Raw genomic sequence first — 19,779 nt, forward strand, 5'->3', positions numbered from 1 at the left:
ACATGGTCGAGAGAAAGAAGTGGTTCGAGTGGCTGATCGGCTCGCTCGAGCAGAAGAGGCAGTACAAGCAGCAGCAGGCCCGCGTGAAGCAGCTGCCGGCGAGCTACCGCCAGGCCCAGGAAGCGATCCAGCGCTACCTCCTGCACCGGGGCGGGATCAGCAACGGTGAGGAGCTGCTGCAGATGCTCGAAGATCTCACCGAGCTCATGGAACGCGCCGCGGCCGACGGCACGTCCGTCGCTGAGGTCTTCGGCGAGGACCCGGTGGACTTCGCCGAAGAGTTCCTGGCCAACTACACCGACAGCCAGTGGATCAACAAGGAGAAGGACCGCCTCAAGAAGTCCATCGACGAGGCGGTTCGCATCCAGAACCAAGGGAACACGTCATGACCACGACGACGCTCCCCGAGCCCGCTATCGACGTCCGTGACCTGAGAAAGGCCTACAAAGATCATGAGGTGCTCCAAGGGGTGGAATTCGCCGTGGCGCCCGGAAGCATCTTCGGCCTCCTGGGCTCCAACGGTGCAGGCAAGACCACCACGGTGCGCATCCTGTCCACGTTGTTGGCGGCAGATTCCGGCGCTGCCCGGGTCAACGGCTTCGACGTCGCGCAGGACCCTGGAAGAGTGCGGGCATCCATCAGTCTCACCGGTCAATTCGCGGCCGTGGATGAGGTGCTCACCGGTCGGGAGAATCTCATCCTGGTGGCCCGCCTGCGGCACCTGAAGAACTCCGGCGCCATCGCCGATGAGCTGCTGGAGAGATTCTCCCTCACTGATGCGGGCGGGCGCAGAGCCTCCACCTATTCCGGCGGCATGCGCCGGCGGTTGGACATCGCCATGAGCCTGATCGGCGACCCCGAAGTCATCTTCCTCGATGAACCCACCACGGGCCTGGACCCGCAGTCTCGGCTTGATGTGTGGGATTCCATCACAGAGCTGGCCCGCGGCGGCACCACCATTCTGCTCACGACGCAGTACCTCGACGAAGTCGAGCAGCTCGCCGACCGGATCGCCATCCTGCATGAGGGCCGGATCATCGCCAACGGCACCCTCGCCGAGCTCAAGGAGCTGCTGCCTCCCGCTGAGGTGGAGTACGTGGAGAAGCAGCCGAGCCTGGAGGAGATCTTCCTGTCCATCACCAGAGAAGAGCCGCGGACACGGGCGACGGCAGAGGACAGCTCATGAGCACCCAGGCCCTCAGCGAGACCCGTACCCTCTTGGGACGCTCCCTGCGCCACATAGGGCGCAGTCCTGACACGATCATCACCACGGCGATCATGCCCATCGCCTTCCTGCTGCTCTTCGTCTACGTCTTCGGCGGCGCGATCGACGCTGGCACTGACGACTACGTGAACTACCTGCTCCCAGGGATCCTGCTGATCACCGTGGCCTCAGGCATCGCCTACACCGCATACCGGCTGTTTCTGGATCTGCAGGGTGGCATCTTCGAGAGATTCAGCTCGTTGCCGATCGCTCGTTCCAGCGTTCTGTGGGCACACGTGCTCACGTCTCTGGTGTCCAACACAGTCTCGCTGGTCATCGTGATCGGTGTGGCGCTGCTGATGGGCTTCCGCTCCGGCGCCGGCGTACTGGCATGGCTGGCGGTCGCCGGGATCCTGGTGGTGTTCACCCTCGCGCTGACCTGGCTGGCGGTCATCGCCGGGCTGTCGGCCAAGACCGTGGACGGCGCCAGCGCGTTCTCCTACCCGCTGATCTTTCTGCCCTTCCTCAGCTCAGCCTTCGTGCCGACCGACTCCATGCCCGCTCCGGTGAGGCTCTTCGCCGAGAACCAGCCTGTCACCCCGATCGTGGACACGCTTCGGCACCTGCTGGGTGGGACGCCTGTGGGTCTTGAGGTCTGGGTCGCGCTGGCCTGGTGCGTCGGGGTGGCGGCTGTCGGCTGCGTCGTCGCAGCGAGCATCTATCGCCGCCGGGTCTCGTGATCGGTGAGGTCGGCGGGCTCCGCGCATGAGCCGCACAGCCGGTGGGAGGCGGCGGCCACAGCCGCTCCCAGGGCCACGCCCGCCGTGGGGGAGGTGAGGTGCACGTCGCTCGTGGCCGGCCCCGTCGGACGAGGTCGGCCACGAGCGACGTGCGTGGGTTCAGGGTGCGGTGCCTCAGCCGAGCACGGCGGCCAGGGTCTCCTCCCAGAGCTCCAACGCCTCGTCCACCTCGGTCTCGCTGACCACCAGCGCTGGGATGAACCGCACGTTCTGCCCATACATGCCGTTGTTCAGCAGCAGCAGGCCCCGCCTGGCCGCCTCCTGCTGGACAGCCGCCGACGTCGCGCCGTCCGGTTCGCCGTCGGCGTCGACGAACTCCACCGCCAGCATCAGGCCGAGTCCGGTCACCCCTGCCACCTGGGGGTGCTGCTCACCGATCCGCTCCAGGCCGGCCCACAGCTGGGCGCCGCGGGCGGCGGCATTGCCCACCAGCCCCTCCTCCTGGATGACCTCCAGCGTGGCCGCCGCCGCGGCGCACGCCACCGCGTTGGCCCCGTAGGTGCCGCCCTGGGACCCCGGCCGGGCCTTGGACATGACCTCCTCGGAGGCCGCGATGCCCGAGATCGGAAAACCCGAAGCGATCCCCTTGGCGAACATCATGATGTCCGGTGAGACCCCGAAGTGGTCGAGTCCCCAGAATTCACCGGTCCTTCCGAAGCCGGTCTGCACCTCGTCGAGGATCAGCAGGATCCCATGCTCGTCAGCCCGCTGGCGCAGCCCTTCGAAGAAGCGGCGGTTGCCGGGCACGTATCCGCCTTCGCCCAGCACCGGCTCCACCAGGAACGCCGCGGTGTCCGCCGGCGCCGACTGGGTCTGCAGGACCAGGTCCAGCTCGCGGAGTGCGAAGTCGGTGGCCTGCTCCGCGTCGAAGCCGTAGGCGCGGTAGTGCCGGGGGTTCGGGAAGGGCGCGACGACCACGCCGGGCATCAGCGGGGCGAAGCCGGTCTTGAACTTGGTGCCAGAGGTGGTCAGCGAGGCCGCGGCGACGGTGCGTCCGTGGAATCCGCCCTGGAACACCACGATGTTCGGCCGTCCCGTGGCCTGCCTGGCCAGGCGCAGAGCGGCCTCGGCGGCCTCGGAGCCGGAGTTGGAGAAGAACAGCGAATCGAGTCCCGCCGGCAGCACGTCGCCGAGCCGCTCGGTGAGACGCTGCAGCGGTTCGTGCATGATCGTCGTGTACTGGCCGTGGATGAGCTTCCCGACCTGGGCCTGCGCGGCCTCGACCACCTTCGGATGGCAGTGGCCGGTGCTGGTCACCCCGATGCCCGCGGTGAAGTCCAGATGCCGCCGGCCCTCGGTGTCGTACAGGTTCACGCCTTGGCCGTGCGTGGCGACCACGGGGGTCGCCTGCTTCAGGAGGGGGGAGAGAGTCGCCACCGGTGCACCTCATTCTGATTGTTGACAATCCGTTCGTGGCCTAGGCTACTTGGTGGGAGCGCAGAATGTCAGCCCGCCGCCGGGACCGGTGTCGTCGCACCCGTGACCGGCCGTGCATGGCGGGCGTATCGTGAGCACCACGCCGTGAGAACAAGCGTCAGAAGGAGTCCAGATGACAGGCAGCACCACTGAGACCGTGACACCCAGCCGTGAGGCCGACGTCGTCGCCCAGGCCCCGAAGCAGCTCTTCATCGACGGCCAGTGGGTCGATGCCCGCGGCAGTCGCACCCTCGACGTCGTCGATCCCTCCACGGGGGAGGTGCTGTGCGCGGTCGCCGATGCTTCCGTCGAGGACGGCTGGGACGCGCTGAAGGCCGCCGAACGCGCCCAGCCGGACCTGGCCGCGCTGGCGCCGCGCAAGCGGGCCGACATCCTGATGCGGGCCTTCGAGCTCATGCACGAGCGCGTCGACGACCTCGCCCTGCTGATGACCCTGGAGATGGGCAAGCCCCTGGCCGAGGCCAAGGGGGAGGTCCGCTATGCGGCCGAGTTCTTCCGGCACTTCGCCGAGGAGGCCACCCGGATCGACGGTGGCTACCAGACCGCCCCCACCGGAGGCTCCCGCTTCCTGGTGACCCGTCAGCCGGTGGGGCCCTCCATCCTCATCACCCCCTGGAACTTCCCGCTGGCCATGGGCGCCCGGAAGATCGGGCCCGCGCTCGCGGCCGGCTGCACCTCGGTCACCAAGCCGGCCGCCCAGACCCCGCTGTCCATGCTGGCGCTGGGGGACATCCTCGCCGAGGCCGGCGCCCCTGCCGGCAGCGTGAACATCCTGGCCACCTCGACCTCCGGGAAGGTCATGGAGCCGCTGATCCGGTCCGGGATCGCGCGCAAGCTCTCCTTCACCGGCTCCACCGAGGTGGGCCGGAGGCTGCTGGAGCAGTGTGCGGGCAAGGTGCTGCGCACCTCCATGGAGCTCGGCGGCAACGCGGCCTTCGTGGTCTTCGATGACGCCGACCTGGAGAAGGCCGTCGACGGCGCCATGCTGGCCAAGATGCGCAATTCCGGGGAGGCCTGCACGGCGGCCAACCGGATCTTCGTGCACCGCAGCGTGATCGAGGAGTTCGGCCGCCGGCTCGCCGAGCGGATGTCCGAGATGACGGTCGGCCGCGGCGTCGACGACGGGGTGAAGGTCGGACCGCTGATCGACGTGAACCAGCGGGACAAGGTCGCCGAGCTGGTCCAGGATGCGATCTCAGGCGGTGCGCGTGTGCTCACCGGAGGCAAGGTGCTCGACGGCGGCGGGTTCTTCTACGCGCCCACCGTGCTGGCCGACGTCCCGGCCTCCGCCCGGATGCGCGACGAGGAGATCTTCGGGCCGGTGGCGCCGCTGACTCCATTCGACACGGAGGAGGAGGCGGTGGCCGCGGTCAACGCCACCGAGTACGGGCTGGTCAACTACGTCTACACGGAGTCTCTGCGTCGCGGGCTGCGCGTGGCGGAGGCGGTGGAGTCCGGCATGGTCGGCCTCAACCAGGGCGTGGTCTCCAACCCGGCGGCTCCCTTCGGTGGAGTCAAGGAGTCAGGGCTGGGGCGCGAGGGCGGCCCCACCGGCATCGACGAGTTCCTCGAGACCAAGCTCATCGGGATCGCGATGGACTGACGTCCGGAGCGCCCACACTGTCTGCACATCGAGTGGGGGATTCACTGCCGCTATCGCGCCGAATGTGGCGGATAGCGGCAGTGAATCCCCCACTCGACGTGTGTCTGGGGCGGGTGTGGGTGAGAGTCAGCCGGCGTCGGGAATGAATCGACGGACCTCTCCGTTGGACACAGCATGCAAAGTTGAGTCGACTTGACTCAAGTCAGTTTGACACCTCGGCAGCCGAGGTGGAGACTTGAGCCTGGTTCACTCAAGCAGACCTGCGCTCCACCCCCGGAGCGAGAACGTCCACCGAAGGGAGTCCCCCACATGTCACGTGCAGTCGGCATCGACCTCGGAACCACCAACTCCGTCGTCACCGTCCTCGAAGGCGGCGAACCCACTGTGATCGCCAACGCCGAGGGTGCTCGCACCACGCCGTCCGTCGTCGCCTTCTCCAAGGATGACGAGGTCCTGGTCGGAGAGATCGCCCGCCGCCAGGCCGTCAACAACCCGGACCGCACCATCGCTTCGGTCAAGCGCCACATGGGCACTGACTGGAAGAAGGAGATCGGCGGCAAGACCTACACGCCGCAGGAGATCTCCGCCCGCACGCTGATGAAGCTCAAGCACGACGCCGAGTCCTACTTGGGCGAGGACGTCACCGAAGCCGTCATCACTGTGCCCGCCTACTTCAACGACGCCGAGCGTCAGGCCACCAAGGAGGCCGGTGAGATCGCCGGTCTGAAGGTCTCTCGCATCGTCAACGAGCCGACAGCCGCCGCCCTGGCGTACGGGCTGGACAAGGGCAAGGAGGACGAGCTCATCCTCGTCTTCGACCTCGGAGGCGGCACGTTCGACGTCTCGCTGCTCGAGGTGGGCAAGGATGAGGACGACTTCTCCACCATCCAGGTGCGCTCCACCGCCGGTGACAACCGCCTCGGCGGCGACGACTGGGACCAGCGCATCATCGACTGGCTGGTCCAGCAGGTCAAGAACAAGGAGGGCGTGGACCTCTCCAAGGACAAGATCGCCGTGCCGCGTCTGAAGGACGCCGCCGAGCAGGCGAAGAAGGAGCTGTCCTCGGCGACCTCCACCGACATCAACCTGCAGTACGCCGCCATGACCGAGAACGGCCCGGTGCACGTCAACGAGACGCTGTCCCGCGCCAAGTTCCAGGACCTGACCGCTGACCTGCTGGACCGCACCAAGAAGCCGTTCCAGGACGTCATCACCGAGGCCGGCGTCAAGGTCTCCGAGATCGACCACGTGATCCTCGTCGGCGGCTCCACCCGCATGCCGGCCGTGGCCGACCTGGTCAAGGAGCTCTCCGGCAAGGACGCCAACAAGGGCGTGAACCCGGACGAGGTCGTCGCCGTGGGCGCCGCTCTGCAGGCCGGTGTGCTCGCCGGTGAGCGCAAGGACGTGCTGCTGATCGACGTCACCCCGCTCTCCCTGGGCATCGAGACCAAGGGCGGAGTGATGACCAAGCTGATCGAGCGCAACACCGCGATCCCGACCAAGCGGTCCGAGGTCTTCTCCACCGCGGAGGACAACCAGCCCTCCGTGGCGGTGCAGGTCTTCCAGGGCGAGCGTGAGTTCACCCGGGACAACAAGGCGCTGGGCACCTTCGAGCTGACCGGGATCGCCCCGGCTCCGCGGGGTGTCCCGCAGATCGAGGTCACCTTCGACATCGACGCCAACGGCATCGTCCATGTCTCCGCCAAGGACAAGGGCACCGGCACTGAGCAGTCCATGACCATCACCGGTGGCACCTCACTGGACAAGGAAGACATCGACCGCATGGTCGCCGACGCCGAGACCCACGCGGAGGAGGACAAGAAGCGCCGCGAGGCCGCCGAGCAGCGCAACGCCGCCGAGACCACCGCCTACTCGGTGGACAAGCTGATCAAGGACAACGAGGACAAGCTCCCCGCCGAGGTCAAGGACGAGGTCCAGGCCGACGTCGACGCCCTGAAGAAGGCCCTGGAGGGTCAGGACAACGACGACGAGATCAAGGCCGCGTTCGAGAAGCTGCAGGCTTCGCAGACCAAGCTCGGCGAGGCGCTGTACTCGCAGGCCGACGCCGCAGGCGCGGACGGCGCACCCGCCGGCGACGCATCGGCTGAGGACGAGGACATCGTCGACGCCGAGGTGGTCGACGAGGACGCCGACGAGAAGAAGTGAGAGGTCATCCCTGATGGCAGAGCAGGACCAGAACCCGGGCCCGGACGGCGCTGACCGTCCGGAGTCCGAGGAGCCGATCCGCTTCACCGACAAGCGTCGGATCGACCCGGAGACGGGCGAGCCCCGTCACGCCGAAGGCGAGACCGGCGTCGAGGAAGGGGCTGCTGCAGCCTCCGCCGCGACGCCGGCCGACCCCGTGCGGGACCCCCTCGCCCAGGCTGAGCAGATCCTTCGGGACCTGCCGGGTGACAGTGCTGAGGGAGTCGACGGCGAGGTGCTCGAGGAGCCGGAGCTGCAGGAGGTCCCGCTGGAAGCGGCTTCTGCCGGCGACCGCGAGGCCGAGCTGCAGGCCGACCTGCAGCGTCTCCAGGCGGAGTACGTGAACTACCGGCGCCGTGTGGAGCGGGACCGGGCTGTGGAGCGCGCCCGCACCGTCGGCCAGGTCATCACGTCCCTGACTCCGGTGCTGGATGACATCCACGCCGCCCGTCAGGCCGGTGATCTGGTGGACGGTCCGTTCGCGGCGATCGCGGCGAAGCTGGAGTCGCTGCTGGAGCAGCAGGGTCTGGAACGGATCGACGAGGAGGCTGTGCCCTTCGACCCCTCGGTCCACGAGGCTCTGATGCAGCAGCCGCACCCGGAGATCCCGGCGGACCACGTGGCCGCCGTGCTGCGGGCAGGCTACCGCCACGGCGACCGTGTGCTGCGCGCCGCGCAGGTGATGGTCTCCACCGGCCCGGCTGAGTGAGCCAGGCCTGACGCGGGGCGGCTCCCGGAGAGCCGCCCCGCGTCCCGGCCGGGCGCCGGCGTCGTCCGCATCAGGACGACGCCGGCACCCGGCGCCACAGACAGGACAGCATGCGCAGGCCCCGCCCCCTTCGGGCGGCAGGACCGCACAGATGAAGCAGGGAGGGAGGCGCCGTGGCCTCGCAGGACTGGATCAACAAGGACTTCTACGCCATCCTCGGCGTCTCCAAGGACGCCTCTGAGGAAGAGATCAAGAAGGCGTACCGCAAGCTAGCCCGCACCTACCACCCGGACAAGAACCCCGGTGATGAGGCGGCCGAGCAGAAGTTCAAGGACGTCTCCGAGGCCAACACCGTGCTCTCTGACAAGGAGCAGCGCGAACAGTACGACGCCATCCGCGCGATGGGTTCGGGCGCCCGCTTCTCCGGTGCGCCAGGAGGAGCCGGCGGGGCATCCGGCTTTGAGGACATCTTCGGCGGGCTCTTCGGAGACGGCGGAGGCTTCGGCCGGGGCCGCAGCGGGCCCGACTTCTCGGACATCTTCGGCGGGATGGGCGGACGGTTCGGCGGCGGCGCGCCCGCCAAGGGCGCCGACCGCACCGCGAAGACCACCATCTCCTTCGCCGGAGCCGTCCGCGGCACCACTGTGGGACTGCGCGAACCCGACGGCAACGTCATCGACGTGCGCATCCCTGCCGGGGTGAAGGAGGGCCAGAAGGTCCGGGTGAAGGGCAAGGGCCAGCCGAGTCCCGGCGGTGCCGGCGACCTGCTGGTGGAGGTGTCCATCTCACCGCACCGTTTCTTCGAGCGCGACGGTGACGACATCCGCATCCACCTGCCCACCTCCTTCGACGAGGCGGTGCTCGGCACCACGGTGCAGGTCCCCACCGTCCACGGAGAGAAGGTGCGTATCAAGATCCCGGCCGGGACGACGTCAGGGCGCACGCTGCGGCTCAAGGGCCATGGGGTGCGCCGGAAGTCCAGCCAGGGCGACATGCTCGTCGTCGTCGACGTGCAGGTGCCCAAGGACCTCCCCGAGGAAGCCGTGGAGGCCGTGAAGGCCTACGCGGAGGCGACGCGCGACGTCGACCCCCGCGAAGATCTGGAGGCCCGCGCCGCATTGTGAGGCAGCGGATGCGCGATCATGGAGGCATGACACAGGCCTGATCCCGGGCCGCCGGGACGGGAGCCAGGAGGTGACCAGCAGTGGTCAGGAGACGCCGGCCCCAGATCGGGGGCGAAGACCCTCGGATGATCGAGGTCGAGCATCGTCACGCACCCCTGTTCGTCATCTCGGTGGCCGCAGAGCTGGCGGACATGCACCCTCAGACGCTGCGCCAGTACGACCGCATCGGGCTCGTGACGCCACGCCGGCAGGGCGGTCGGCACCGGCGGTACTCGCCCTACGACGTCGAGCAGCTTCGGCAGATCCAGCAGCTCTCCCAGGAGGGCGTCTCGCTGGAGGGGATCCGGCGGATCATCGAGCTGCAGAACCGTGTGCTGGAGCTGGAGGAGACGGTCGACGCGCTGCGCTATGAGCTGCGCGAGGCCGAGCGGCACTCCACCAAGCCCCGGGTCTTCGCCGTGGGACCCGGCGGAGACGTCGTCACCGTGGCACGCGGGCGGCGCGCCCGGTCGAGCACCCAGGCCCTGGTGCTCTGGGACCCCCGCCGCCGGTGAGCCGGCTGCCCGTCTCCGATGGGGACGGCGGGGCACCGGGCGGTGGCGAGGCGTGGTCCGGCCTCAGGGACGCTGTGCGACGTCGGCCAGCAGCCCGGCCAACAGCGCGGTCTGCGGTGCGATCTCCGAGAGCAGGATGTGCTCGTGGATCGCGTGGGGCCCTTCCCCGACCGCGCCCAGACCGTCGAGCACCGGCAGGCCGAGGGCGGAGACGAAGTTCGCATCCGAGGCGCCGCCCACTGCCGCCGGAACGATCGTGCGCCCCAGGGCGGCGGCGAGACGTCCCAGCCGGGCCATGGCGTTCTGCGAGGCCGGCGTCGGGTTCATCGGCGGTCGGTTGGCATCGACCTCGACCACCAGGTCCAGCCGGTCGTCGGCGTCGTAGGGAGCCGGCAGTCGCAGCCCGCGCAGGGCACCGGCCACCCGTTCCTGTTCGGCAGGGTCGGTCACCCGCACATCCACCTGGCACTCCGCCCGCCCGGCGATGACGTTGCGGCTGGTCCCGCCGTGAAAGGTGCCCACGGTGACCGTGGTGCCTTCCTCCGGTGCGGCCAGTCCGACGATGGCGGGGACCACCGCGGCCAGGGCGTGGATCGCGCTGGCGCCCTTCTCCGGTTCCAGGCCCGCGTGGGCTTGAACCCCGTGGACGGTGAGATCGGCGAAGACCATGCCTTTGCGGCGGTCCTTCGGCTGGCCGCCGGCGCTGGGCTCCGGCACCAGGGTCAGGGCCGATTCGCGCGCCGCGGCCTCGATGGCCGGTCGCCCCGCCGCAGAGCCGATCTCCTCATCGCCGGTGAGCAGCAGCCGCAGCGGAGGGTGCGGGACGCCCAGCTCACGCAGTGCGCGCAGAGCCCAGAGGGTCTGCACGATCCCGAACTTCATGTCCAGCACGCCCGGGCCGGTGAGCCGGTCCCCGTCGGCGGTCAGCGGCCAGCCGGCGAGCGTGCCGGCGGGCCAGACGGTGTCATAGTGACAGACCGAGAGCACCGCTGTGGCCGGATCGTCGACTGTGCCGCCGTCGTGGCCCTGTCCGGGCCAGCGCAGATCCAAAACATCGCCGTGGACGCCCCCGGGAATGCGGGTCTCTGCGACCGGTTCGCCGAGGCGTTCGGCCGCCAGGGTGCGGATCTCCTCGAGGCCGGCATCGAGCAGCGCTTTGTCGTGGCTGGGGGTCTCGCAGTGCACGATCCGCCGCAGGTCCTCCAGGATCTCGTCGTGGTGGGCGGCTGCATGCTGGCGCAGCGCCTGCAGCGGGACCGTGGGCTGTGCGCCGGCGGAGTCCGGGGCCGGGGTGGATGTCATGGGGCGGTTCTCCAACGGGGTCCTCTCTGTCCGGATCTGCTGTCCTGGCTGATCGTCTCATCCCGCCAGGGAGGGATGCGCATGTCATCTCACGGGCACGCCGGGACCCAGAGGGATGCCCACCGTCCACCAGAGCACGAAGAACAGGAACCACGCGCACAGCAGGGCCACGGAGAGGGGAAGGGTCAGCGAAACCAGGGTGCCGATGCCGGCGCGCGGGTAGTAGCGCTGCAGGTATCCCAGCACCAGGGCGAAGTAGGGGCTCATCGGGGAGATGATGTTGGTGGGGGAGTCGCCCATCCGGAACAGCATCTGGGTGACCTCCGGAGAGATGCCCACGAGCATGAGCATCGGCACCAGCACCGGGGCCATGAGGGTGTACTGCGCGGAGCCGGAGGTGATGGTCAGATTGAACAGCGCCACCAGCAGGACGACGCCGGCGAACATCACCAGCACCGGCAGGTCCAGTCGCTCGAGGAGGTGGGCCCCCTCGATGGCCAGCACCATGCCGATGTTCGACCACCCGAAATAGGCGATGAACTGGGCGGCGGCGAAGAAGAGCACCACCACCCCGGAGAGCTCCTTGACGGATCGGGCCATCAGCTCCGGGATGTCGCGGGGCCGGGTGATGGTGCCGGCCTTGATGCCGTAGGTGATGCCGACGGCCAGGAACGCCAGGGCGATCGGCACGGCGATGTCGGTGAGCAGGGGTGAATCGAGCACCTCTCCCGTCTCCGCGCGGAACGGCGAGCCCGGCACGAGCAGGAAGGTGAAGTACACCGCGAGGAACCCCGCCAGGGCCAGCAGCGAGGCCTGCAGTGCGGTCACCTCTCGGCGACTGTAGGTCAGCAGTGAGCTGTGGTCCGAGATCGGGGCGGCCTGGCCGTCGTCGGTGGTGGGGGACGACGGGTGCTCGCCGGGACGGCCGGTGCCGAGGTGCGTGCCGGTCCCGTCGTGCTGCTCGACATCGACGTCACGGCCGGCGGCGAGCACCGCCGTGGCCGCTCCGCCCGAAGCGTCCTCCTCGTGCTTCATCCGCTCGGTCATCCGCACCAGCAGAAGCTCGGTGACCAGGGTGACCACCAGCGCCAGGATCACCGCGGAGGCGGCGGAGAAGAAGTAGTTGGCCACCGGGGAGACCACGTGATCGGCATCGATCAGCTGGGCCGCCGAGGTGGAGATGCCTGCCAGCAGGGGATCGCTGGCAGTGATGAGCAGGGAGGCGTTGTAGCCGGCCGAAGCCGCTCCGAAGGCGACGACTGCGCCCAGCACCGCCGAGCGCCCACTGGCTTTGAACGCCGCGGCGGCCAGCGGGATGAGGATGACGTAGATGGCGTCCGAGGCCACTGAGCCGGTGACGCCGGCCAGGGCGACCGTGAAGGTCAGCCAGCCTCGGGAGACCCGCGAGACGACCACTCGGATCGCCGCGCTGATGAGCCCGGAGCCTTCGGCCACGGCCACCCCGAGCATCACAGTGATGATCAGCCCCAGCGGCGGGAAGGTCACGAAGTTCTCCACCGCATCGGTGACCATGCGCTGGAAGCCCTCCGGGGTGAGCAGGCTCTGTACCGCGATGTACTCGCCGTCGGCAGGGTTGTCCGCCCCGACGCCGAGTGCCTCCAGCACTGCGGAGAGGAGGACGACGACCACGGCGAGGATGATGAACAGCCAGAACGGATGGGGAAGCAGGTTGCCGATCCGCTCGATCCACCGGAGGAGCCGGACCAGGAGGCCAGGGTTCTCGTTGTCCCGCCGTGATCGCCGGATCTTCGTGGAGGTGGTGCGTTCGGCCATGGCGCATTCCTTCCGACCTCGCCCGGATGCCAGGGCTCTTGAGGTGTCGAGACCTTGCAGATCGCGTCAGTCTAGCCACCCCCGGGAGTCGGGGGAAGGCGTCTGGACATCTCCAGATCCACATCGAGTGGGGGACCTGTGGCCGCTGTCGGCCCGATGGGGCGAGGCAGCGGACCCAGATCCCCCACTCGAGGGAGTGAGGAGGTCGAGCCGACGTCGGGGGTCAGCGCGGCGGCGTCTCCTCCGCCTCGGCGTCGTCCTCCGCGGCGGGGACGATCGGCAGCGAGGAGGTCGCCAGGGTGGTCGCCGGGGTGTAGGCCCCGGCGTCGCCATGCCAGTCCTCGTCGCCCTCCGGGGTCCAGCCGTCCTCCCACGTGCCGGTGGTGAAGTCGTAGCCGACGGGTTCGCCGTTCTCATCGGTGCGCTGGTACCACTCGGTATAGATGTCGTCCTCCGAGTCCACTCCGGCTCCGGCGCCGAGTCCCGGCTCGGTGGGCGCCACCTGCAGGCTGAAGTCGTCGCCGTACCGGTCCACACCATCGATGACGGCGTCGCGCAGGGCCTTCTCCGCGTATTTGGTGCGCAGCGCCCGCGGGTCGGTGCGCACATCGCGCAGCCAAGCCACCATGATCAGCAGCATGATCACCGCGAAGGGCACTGCGGTCACCGTGACCAGGTTCTGCAGTCCCTGCAGCGCGGTGTCTCCACCGGTGAGCAGCATGACGACGGCGACGCCGGTCATCACGAGCCCCCAGAAGACCACCACCGACTTGCGGGGGTTGAGATCACCGCGCGTGGAGAAGATGCCCATCACCACGGAGGCGGAGTCGGCGGAGGTGATGAAGAAGATCGCCAGCACCACCATGATCACCGCGGGCAGCCACTCCACGTAGGGGAGGTGGCTGATGATGGTGAACAGCACCTCGGCGGCGGGCATCTCGTCATTGAACCCCTCGAGGCCCTCACGGTACATCCAGATGGAGGTGCCGCCCATCACGCCGTAGGCCACGAACAGCAGCGAGCTGGGGATGAGGATGACGCCGAGGACGAACTGGCGAATGGTGCGGCCGCGGGAGATGCGGGCGATGAAGACTCCGACGAACGGGGACCAGGAGATCCACCAGGCCCAGTAGAAGACCGTCCATGCGGACTGGAAGTCCATGGTCTCCTGACCCCAGGAGGAGGATCGGCCCATCATCTCGAACAGCGAGCCCACGTACTCCACGAAGGAGGAGGGCACCAGGTTCAGCAGGAACAGGGTCGGGCCGAGGAGGAACACCAGCGAGATGATGCCGATCGTCAGCACGATGTTGATGTTCGACAGATAGCGGATGCCGCGGGCGACTCCGGAGACGGCGGAGACCACGAAGCCGACCGTCAGGATGGCGATGACGACGATCAGCAGCGTGTTGGTGACCTCGTTGCCGGAGACGATCGTCCAGCCCTGGCCGATCTGCATCGCCGCGATGCCCAGTGAGGCTGCCGTGCCGAAGAGGGTGGCGATGATCGCGAAGATGTCGATCAGCTTCCCCGCGAAGCCCTCGGTCTGCCGCTGGCCGAAGAGGTTCCGGAAGATCGAGGACATCAGCGGGACGCGTCCGCGACGGTAGGCGGCATAGGCCACCGCCCCGCCGACCAGGGCGTACATGGCCCAGGCGTGCACGCCCCAGTGGAAGTAGGTCTGCGCCATCGCAGAGTGCAGCGCCTCGGTGGACTCCGCCTCGGCGGTCAGCGGGGCCGGCGAGTGGAAGTAGGTCAGCGGCTCGGAGGGGCCGAAGAACAACACTCCGATGCCGATCCCCGCCGCGAAGAGCATCGAGGTCCAGGAGAACGTGGAGAACTCGGGCTTCTCCCCGTCCCGGCCCAGCGGGATTCGCCCGTACTTGGAGAACGCCAGGCACAGCAGGAAGATCAGCACCACGATGGCGACCACGTTGAACAGCCACCCGAGGTTCTCCATCGTCCAGGTGAAGGTCGCTCCGGCGACCTCGGCGACGTTCTCCGGGTTGGAGACTCCCCAGATCACGAAGGCCACCGTCAGCAGCCCTGCCAGCAGGAAGACGACTCGGTCCACGGAGTAGCGCCGCCGCTGCTCGTCGATTCCGAGGCCAGGGACCAGCGCCGGGTGGATGTTGTGCGGGTACTCGCCCTGGGAATACACGTTGAGCCGCTTCAGGGCTGTGCCGGCCCGCCGTGTGGCGGTCCCGGCCTTGCCGGCGGCCGCGGCGGTCTTCTCCACGGGAGAGCGTCGGGGGCGGGCCGCAGCCATGCCCTCCGGTGGCTCCTGCTGGGTCTCATGGGCCCCATGCTCGGGGTCGTGGCCCCCGTCTCGGCGGGAGCCCTCGTCTGGGCGATGGTGGGGTGGCTGAGAGTCAGCCATGCTGATCACACCTCTGGTGTCTCGGGGACGGTTCTCTCATCGGACAGAATCTCGTGGTCGCGCACCCCGCCCTGTCACCTGCCAGATCTCGGTGTCGCGGGAGGGACAGGCTCAGGTGCGTGGAGTGCGGACGAAGGTCAGGTCGAAGATCTTCCGGCCGGCCTTCAGCGCCTTGGTCTCGAAATCGGTCTGGATGCGGCCCTCGAAGCGTGGCGCCCAGCCGCCGACGTCGTCGACGGCCTCGTCCAGCGGCAGCGGCTGCGGGGTCTTGCCCATGCTCCGCGCGTCGAGATCCTCGAGGCGTACAGCCGTCAGCGGAGACTCCTGACCGACGCGCTGGCCGGCGTGGGCGTTGGTGAAGGCGCGCGAGGCGGAGATGGTGTCCCGCATCTGCACCGCGTAGCCCGACCAGTCGGTAGCCAGCCTCCAGATCCCGCCGTCGGGCAGCACGTGGGCGATCTTCTCCACGAAGGAATCCTGGATGAGGCGGCGCTTGTTGTGCTTCTTCTTGTGCCACGGGTCCGGGAAGAAGACCCACAGCTCAGCGACCGAGTCCTCCGGAAGGAGCTTGTCCAGGACCTCGGTGGCGTCGACGTTGGCCACCCGCACGTTGCGGAGGCCCTCGCGGCGCAGGCGGCTGACCAGCTGGGCGACGCCGGGCCTGTAGACCTCCACGGCCAGGAAGTTCTTCTCCGGGTGCTGGGCGGCGGCGTGGGCGACAGCCTCCCCCGAGCCGGTGCCGATCTCCACGATCAGCTCGGCATCCCGGCCGAACTCGGTCTTCCAGTCGATGCGGAAGTCGTCGGCGACGGCGGTATCCCGCTGGCCCTGGGGGATGTCCAGCAGCTCCTGGCCCAGGGCGGCGTCCCAGGCGCGCTGGCGGCGCGGCGTCAGCCGGTTGCTGCGACGTACGAAGGACAGCGGGTGGCGCATATGGCTCCGGGCGGGGGTCTGCTCGGGCTGCTGACTCTCAGGGGACACGGATCTCTGGCTCTCTGGTCGGGTGCGGGTGCTGCCGCTGGGCCATGGTTCTGCTCGCTGGTCCAGCGGCATGGCGACGACACGTCATCGTAACGGAATACTGCCCGCCGACTCAGGGGTCTGCGGACCGCGGACCGGGTTCAGGCGTGGGTCACCACGGGGCACCGAGGGTGAGCATATCGCAAGTTCTGATCAAAAGTCAGGTGACTTGCGATTCCGTGCCGGGCCTCAGTACGCTGATCGCCATGTCCAGGTCGACGACGGGCCGCCCCTCTGCGGATCGGGTGCGTGCTGCCATCCGCGCCAGCGGCCGCTCTCAGCGCCAGGTGGCCGCTGAGATGGGGATGGACGAGACGAAGCTCTCCAAGTCGCTGTCCGGGCAGCGTCGATTCACCGACGACGAGTTCGTCACCCTGGCACGCGTGACCGGTGTGCCTGTGGGCGAGCTGCTCGAGCAAGGGCCGGGAGAGGCGCCGGTCTCGGTGGCTCCGCCGGAGACTGACCCGAGCGGAGCCTCGCCCTCGACCCCGGAGCAGGCTCGCCGCCGTCTGGAGATCATCGAATCCGCGTGGCGGCTCTTCGCCCGGACGGGCTTCGAGGCCGTCCGCGTCAGCGACATCGCGGCGGCGGCCGGAGTCTCCAGCGCCACGGTGCACTACTACTTCCCGGCCAAGCCGGATCTCTTCGCGATGGCCCTGAGCCATTCGGTGAAGCTCGCCTATGACCGGCAGGTCGCTCGGCTCACCGGCGTCCAGGATCCGGTGGAGCGGCTGTGGAGGCTTCTGGAGATGCAGTCGCCCCACGGAGAGGCCGGTCGGCTCGACTGGTCCATCTGGCTGCAGTCCTGGAACCGGGTGGCGCTGGCCGGCGGCCGGGACGAGGAGTACGTGGAGATCTACCGCCGCTGGTTCGAGACCGTCCGCAGCGCCATCGATGCAGGCCAGCGCGCAGGGACATTCCAGCCGGGCCTCAGCGAGGACCTCACCGGAGAGCTCACCGCGTTCGTGGACGGCCTGGGCGTGCAGGTGCTGACCGGTGTGCTCTCCGAGGAGGACATGGAGCGGCGTCTTCGGGAGCATCTGCGACGTCGGATCCTCCAGCCCGACGTGGACCTGCCGATCGAGCGCCCCGTGCCCTCCTCGCAGGGCTCGCCGCCCGCCGTCGAGGCCTGAGCGGCCGGAGGACGACACCCCGGCTGAGGCCGCCGTCCCCGACACGACCGCATCTGCAGTCCTGACGTCGAGTGGGGGAATCCCTGACGGCCAAAGTCCCAGATCCGGCTCTCAGCCGCCATGAATCCCCCACTCGACGGTGGGTCATCCGTCTGCACCCGACCACCCCCCCCCAGAGAAGGAGCCCCTCCATGCCACGCAGAGTCATCATCACCTGTGCGCTCACTGGCGCCGGTGACACCGCCGGCCGCAATGAGAACGTCCCGGTCACACCGGAGGAGATCGCCGCCGACGCGATCGCCGCCGCCCGAGCCGGAGCATCGATCGTCCATATCCACGTCCGTGACCCGCAGACCACACTGGGTTCCCGCGAGGTCGCCCATTACCGAGAGGTCGTGCGGATCGTCCGGGCCTCCGACGTCGACCCCGTCCTGAACCTCACCGCCGGGATGGGCGGTGAGCTGGTCATCGACCCGCAGCGCCCCACCACGCAGCAGGAGGGCACGGACCTGGTCAACGCCACCGACCGGCTGCCTCATGTGGAGGAGCTGCTGCCGGAGATCTGCACCATCGACTGCGGCTCGCTGAACTTCGGCGAGGGCAGCAACCTCTACGTCTCCACCCCGGACATGCTCCGCGAGGGAGCGGCGAGGATCCAGCAGCTCGGGGTGAAGCCGGAGATGGAGATCTTCGACACCGGGAACCTGTGGTTCGCCAACGTCCTGGTGGAGGAGGGGCTGATCGACCCGCCTCCGATGTACCAGCTGTGCATGGGCATCCCCTACGGCGCCCCCGCCGACCCGGGGCTGCTGCAGGCCATGGTGCACATGCTTCCCGACGGCGCGGAGTTCACCTCCTTCGCCCTGGGCCGGAATCAGCTGCCCTGGGCCGCCCGGTCCGTGCTGGCCGGAGGTCACGTCCGGGTCGGCCTCGAGGACAACCTCTACCTCTCGAAGGGCGTCAAGGCCACCAACGCGCAGCTCACCGAGCGGGCGGTGGGGCTGGTGGAGTCCCTCGGCGAGAAGGTCGCCACTCCGGACGAGGCCCGTGAGATCCTCGACCTGACCGTCCAGGTCCCCTCCGGCGGAGCGAGGGCCCGAGGATGATGGCGCCGGGACGCAGCATCGACGACGTCGGCACGATCGCCTGCATCGGAGCCGGCACCATCGGCGGCGGCTGGGCCGCCTACTTCCTCGCGCGCGGGCACCGGGTCAAGGTGTGGGACCCCGCACCGGATGCGGAGGCCCGCCTGACCCGGCTGATCGACGCCGCCTGGCCCGCACTCGAGCAGCTCGACATGCTCGAGGGGGCGGACCGGGACGCCTGGAGCGTCCACACCGACCTGGCGGAGGCGGTCGACGGCGTCGGCTTCGTCCAGGAGTCCGCCCCGGAAGATCTGACACTGAAACGTCGGCTGCTGGCCGAGCTGGATGCGGTGACTGCACCCGAGATCGTCGTGGGGTCCTCCACCTCGGGCTACGGGATGACGGAGATGGCCGCGGAGGTCAGCCGGCCGGAGCGCTTCGTGGTGGGACATCCGTTCAACCCGCCATACCTGATCCCGCTGGTGGAGGTCGTCGGCGGTGAGGGTACCTCCCCGGAGGTCGTCGACTGGGCCGCGCGGTTCTACACGGCGCTGGGCAAGTCGGTGATCCGCATGGACCGCGAGGTGCCGGGATTCATCGCCAACCGGCTGCAGGAGGCCCTGTGGCGGGAGGCGCTGCACATGGTGGACAACGGCGAGGCAACCGTCGAGCAGATCGACCGCTCCATCAGGGACGGGCCCGGTCTGCGCTGGCCCATGCATGGCCCGATGCTCACCTTCCACCTCGCCGGTGGCGAGGGAGGGATGGCGCACATGCTCGATCATTTCGGCCCTTCGCTGAAGTCGCCCTGGACGCGGCTTCAGGCCCCGGAGCTCACGCCGGAGCTGCGGGGCGACGTCGTCGCCGGCTGTGAGGTGGCCAGCGAGGGTCGCAGCGTCACCGATCTGGTGGCTGAGCGCGATGCCGGGATCGTCGCCATCCGGCGGCTGCTGGGCCGGGACGAGTCGCCGGAGGTGCCGTCATGACCGCATCCCGGCTGCCGGTCCATGAGAGCCAGGTGTCGCAGGAGTGGATCGACTACAACGGCCACATGTCCGAGGCGTACTACGTGCTGGTCTTCGGCCACGCCACCGACCAGACCATGGATCGGCTCGGCATGGGCCCCGAGCATCGGGCGGCGCAGGGCTGCTCGCTGTTCACCGTGGAGGCCCACATCCGGTACCTGCGGGAGGTCGGACTCGACACGTCCCTGACCGTGCGCACCCGAGTGGTCGGCCAGGGGCCGAAGAAGCTGCACCTGGCTCATGAGATGCACGCCGACGGCGAGCTGATCGCCACGGAAGAGGTCATGGGCCTGTACGTGGATCAGCAGGCCGGCGGCACGGTGCCGTTCCCGGACGCGATCGCCGAGGCGATCCGCGCGCACCTGGAACCGGCCCCGTCCTGGTGCGGCCGGCGAATCGGCTGA

17 protein-coding genes are annotated in these 19,779 nt (G+C 68.8%); 12 read left to right on the forward strand and 5 right to left on the reverse strand.

The annotated features are described in order from the left end of the window. The first annotated feature begins 2 nt into the window (after window positions 1-2). Genes ODE13_RS08305 through ODE13_RS08315 form a run of 3 tightly spaced genes read left to right on the forward strand, consistent with a single transcriptional unit; the run spans window position 3 to window position 1,944 of the window. Window positions 3-389, forward strand: a complete 387-nt coding sequence (locus tag ODE13_RS08305) for a DUF1048 domain-containing protein (RefSeq protein WP_322478849.1) — start codon at window positions 3-5, stop codon at window positions 387-389. Next, window positions 386-1,186 (forward strand): ABC transporter ATP-binding protein, encoded by an 801-nt coding sequence (locus tag ODE13_RS08310; protein WP_322478850.1) that lies wholly within the window; start codon window positions 386-388, stop codon window positions 1,184-1,186. Before ODE13_RS08305 ends, ODE13_RS08310 begins: the two co-directional genes overlap by 4 nt. Then, a complete protein-coding gene (locus ODE13_RS08315; protein ID WP_322478851.1) occupies window positions 1,183-1,944 on the forward strand; it encodes an ABC transporter permease in 762 nt (253 codons plus the stop codon). Before ODE13_RS08310 ends, ODE13_RS08315 begins: the two co-directional genes overlap by 4 nt. Before the next feature lie 174 nt (window positions 1,945-2,118). Here the strand turns inward: ODE13_RS08315 and ODE13_RS08320 are convergent, their stop codons facing one another. Continuing rightward, entirely contained in the window at window positions 2,119-3,381 is a 1,263-nt protein-coding gene (locus ODE13_RS08320) for an aspartate aminotransferase family protein (RefSeq protein ID WP_322478852.1), read from the reverse strand. Between the two features lie 172 nt (window positions 3,382-3,553). Between ODE13_RS08320 and ODE13_RS08325 the strand changes: the two genes are divergently transcribed. The 5 genes from ODE13_RS08325 (at window position 3,554) to ODE13_RS08345 (ending at window position 9,636) form a co-directional block, all read left to right on the forward strand. Beyond that, window positions 3,554-5,044: an NAD-dependent succinate-semialdehyde dehydrogenase gene (locus ODE13_RS08325; protein ID WP_322478853.1), complete on the forward strand. Its 1,491-nt coding sequence runs from the start codon at window positions 3,554-3,556 to the stop codon at window positions 5,042-5,044. 309 nt (window positions 5,045-5,353) lie between these two features. Further along, window positions 5,354-7,210, forward strand: coding sequence for a molecular chaperone DnaK (gene dnaK / locus ODE13_RS08330; protein WP_322478854.1), 1,857 nt, complete (start codon window positions 5,354-5,356; stop codon window positions 7,208-7,210). A 13-nt stretch (window positions 7,211-7,223) separates the two neighbouring features. Continuing rightward, a complete protein-coding gene (locus ODE13_RS08335; protein ID WP_322478855.1) occupies window positions 7,224-7,958 on the forward strand; it encodes a nucleotide exchange factor GrpE in 735 nt (244 codons plus the stop codon). Between the two features lie 173 nt (window positions 7,959-8,131). Beyond that, the gene (locus tag ODE13_RS08340) at window positions 8,132-9,082 is read left to right on the forward strand and encodes a DnaJ C-terminal domain-containing protein (RefSeq protein WP_179541855.1); all 951 of its coding nucleotides are present in this window, start codon (window positions 8,132-8,134) and stop codon (window positions 9,080-9,082) included. A gap of 125 nt (window positions 9,083-9,207) precedes the next feature. Next, window positions 9,208-9,636, forward strand: coding sequence for a heat shock protein transcriptional repressor HspR (locus ODE13_RS08345; RefSeq protein WP_179541856.1), 429 nt, complete (start codon window positions 9,208-9,210; stop codon window positions 9,634-9,636). Window positions 9,637-9,699: 63 nt separating this feature from the next. Here the strand turns inward: ODE13_RS08345 and ODE13_RS08350 are convergent, their stop codons facing one another. The 4 genes from ODE13_RS08350 to trmB form a co-directional block, all read right to left on the reverse strand. Next, entirely contained in the window at window positions 9,700-10,938 is a 1,239-nt protein-coding gene (locus tag ODE13_RS08350) for a M20 family metallopeptidase (RefSeq protein WP_322478856.1), read from the reverse strand. 84 nt (window positions 10,939-11,022) lie between these two features. Next, window positions 11,023-12,732: an AbgT family transporter gene (locus ODE13_RS08355; protein WP_322478857.1), complete on the reverse strand. Its 1,710-nt coding sequence runs from the start codon at window positions 12,730-12,732 to the stop codon at window positions 11,023-11,025. 223 nt (window positions 12,733-12,955) lie between these two features. Then, a complete protein-coding gene (locus ODE13_RS08360) occupies window positions 12,956-15,112 on the reverse strand; it encodes a BCCT family transporter (RefSeq protein WP_322478858.1) in 2,157 nt (718 codons plus the stop codon). Between the two features lie 111 nt (window positions 15,113-15,223). Further along, the gene (trmB, locus tag ODE13_RS08365; protein WP_322478859.1) at window positions 15,224-16,093 is read right to left on the reverse strand and encodes a tRNA (guanosine(46)-N7)-methyltransferase TrmB; all 870 of its coding nucleotides are present in this window, start codon (window positions 16,091-16,093) and stop codon (window positions 15,224-15,226) included. 245 nt (window positions 16,094-16,338) lie between these two features. Between trmB and ODE13_RS08370 the strand changes: the two genes are divergently transcribed. The 4 genes from ODE13_RS08370 to ODE13_RS08385 all read left to right on the forward strand — a co-directional run bounded on the left by ODE13_RS08370 (window position 16,339) and on the right by ODE13_RS08385 (window position 19,779). Continuing rightward, on the forward strand, window positions 16,339-17,265 hold the full coding sequence (locus ODE13_RS08370) for a TetR family transcriptional regulator C-terminal domain-containing protein (protein WP_322478860.1): 927 nt from the start codon (window positions 16,339-16,341) through the stop codon (window positions 17,263-17,265). 191 nt (window positions 17,266-17,456) lie between these two features. Then, window positions 17,457-18,371: a 3-keto-5-aminohexanoate cleavage protein gene (locus tag ODE13_RS08375; protein WP_322478861.1), complete on the forward strand. Its 915-nt coding sequence runs from the start codon at window positions 17,457-17,459 to the stop codon at window positions 18,369-18,371. After that, a complete protein-coding gene (locus ODE13_RS08380; protein ID WP_322478862.1) occupies window positions 18,368-19,336 on the forward strand; it encodes a 3-hydroxyacyl-CoA dehydrogenase NAD-binding domain-containing protein in 969 nt (322 codons plus the stop codon). The genes ODE13_RS08375 and ODE13_RS08380 overlap by 4 nt, the downstream gene beginning before the upstream one ends. Then, the gene (locus ODE13_RS08385) at window positions 19,333-19,779 is read left to right on the forward strand and encodes a thioesterase family protein (protein WP_322478863.1); all 447 of its coding nucleotides are present in this window, start codon (window positions 19,333-19,335) and stop codon (window positions 19,777-19,779) included. Before ODE13_RS08380 ends, ODE13_RS08385 begins: the two co-directional genes overlap by 4 nt.

The sequence above is a fragment of the Nesterenkonia sp. HG001 genome (assembly GCF_034438835.1).
Lineage (GTDB): Bacteria > Actinomycetota > Actinomycetes > Actinomycetales > Micrococcaceae > Nesterenkonia > Nesterenkonia xinjiangensis.

Excerpts from the sequence above, each read along its gene's own strand:
- ODE13_RS08380 (WP_322478862.1), top strand. The coding sequence starts at position 18,368 with ATGATGGCGCCGGGACGCAGCATCGACGACGTCGGCACGATCGCCTGC.
- ODE13_RS08345 (WP_179541856.1), top strand. The coding sequence starts at position 9,208 with ATGATCGAGGTCGAGCATCGTCACGCACCCCTGTTCGTCATCTCGGTG.
- ODE13_RS08335 (WP_322478855.1), top strand. The coding sequence starts at position 7,224 with ATGGCAGAGCAGGACCAGAACCCGGGCCCGGACGGCGCTGACCGTCCG.
- ODE13_RS08375 (WP_322478861.1), top strand. The coding sequence starts at position 17,457 with ATGCCACGCAGAGTCATCATCACCTGTGCGCTCACTGGCGCCGGTGAC.
- ODE13_RS08305 (WP_322478849.1), top strand. The coding sequence starts at position 3 with ATGGTCGAGAGAAAGAAGTGGTTCGAGTGGCTGATCGGCTCGCTCGAG.
- ODE13_RS08325 (WP_322478853.1), top strand. The coding sequence starts at position 3,554 with ATGACAGGCAGCACCACTGAGACCGTGACACCCAGCCGTGAGGCCGAC.
- ODE13_RS08360 (WP_322478858.1), bottom strand. The coding sequence starts at position 15,112 with ATGGCTGACTCTCAGCCACCCCACCATCGCCCAGACGAGGGCTCCCGC.
- ODE13_RS08310 (WP_322478850.1), top strand. The coding sequence starts at position 386 with ATGACCACGACGACGCTCCCCGAGCCCGCTATCGACGTCCGTGACCTG.
- ODE13_RS08315 (WP_322478851.1), top strand. The coding sequence starts at position 1,183 with ATGAGCACCCAGGCCCTCAGCGAGACCCGTACCCTCTTGGGACGCTCC.
- dnaK (WP_322478854.1), top strand. The coding sequence starts at position 5,354 with ATGTCACGTGCAGTCGGCATCGACCTCGGAACCACCAACTCCGTCGTC.
- ODE13_RS08355 (WP_322478857.1), bottom strand. The coding sequence starts at position 12,732 with ATGGCCGAACGCACCACCTCCACGAAGATCCGGCGATCACGGCGGGAC.
- ODE13_RS08350 (WP_322478856.1), bottom strand. The coding sequence starts at position 10,938 with ATGACATCCACCCCGGCCCCGGACTCCGCCGGCGCACAGCCCACGGTC.
- ODE13_RS08370 (WP_322478860.1), top strand. The coding sequence starts at position 16,339 with ATGTCCAGGTCGACGACGGGCCGCCCCTCTGCGGATCGGGTGCGTGCT.
- ODE13_RS08385 (WP_322478863.1), top strand. The coding sequence starts at position 19,333 with ATGACCGCATCCCGGCTGCCGGTCCATGAGAGCCAGGTGTCGCAGGAG.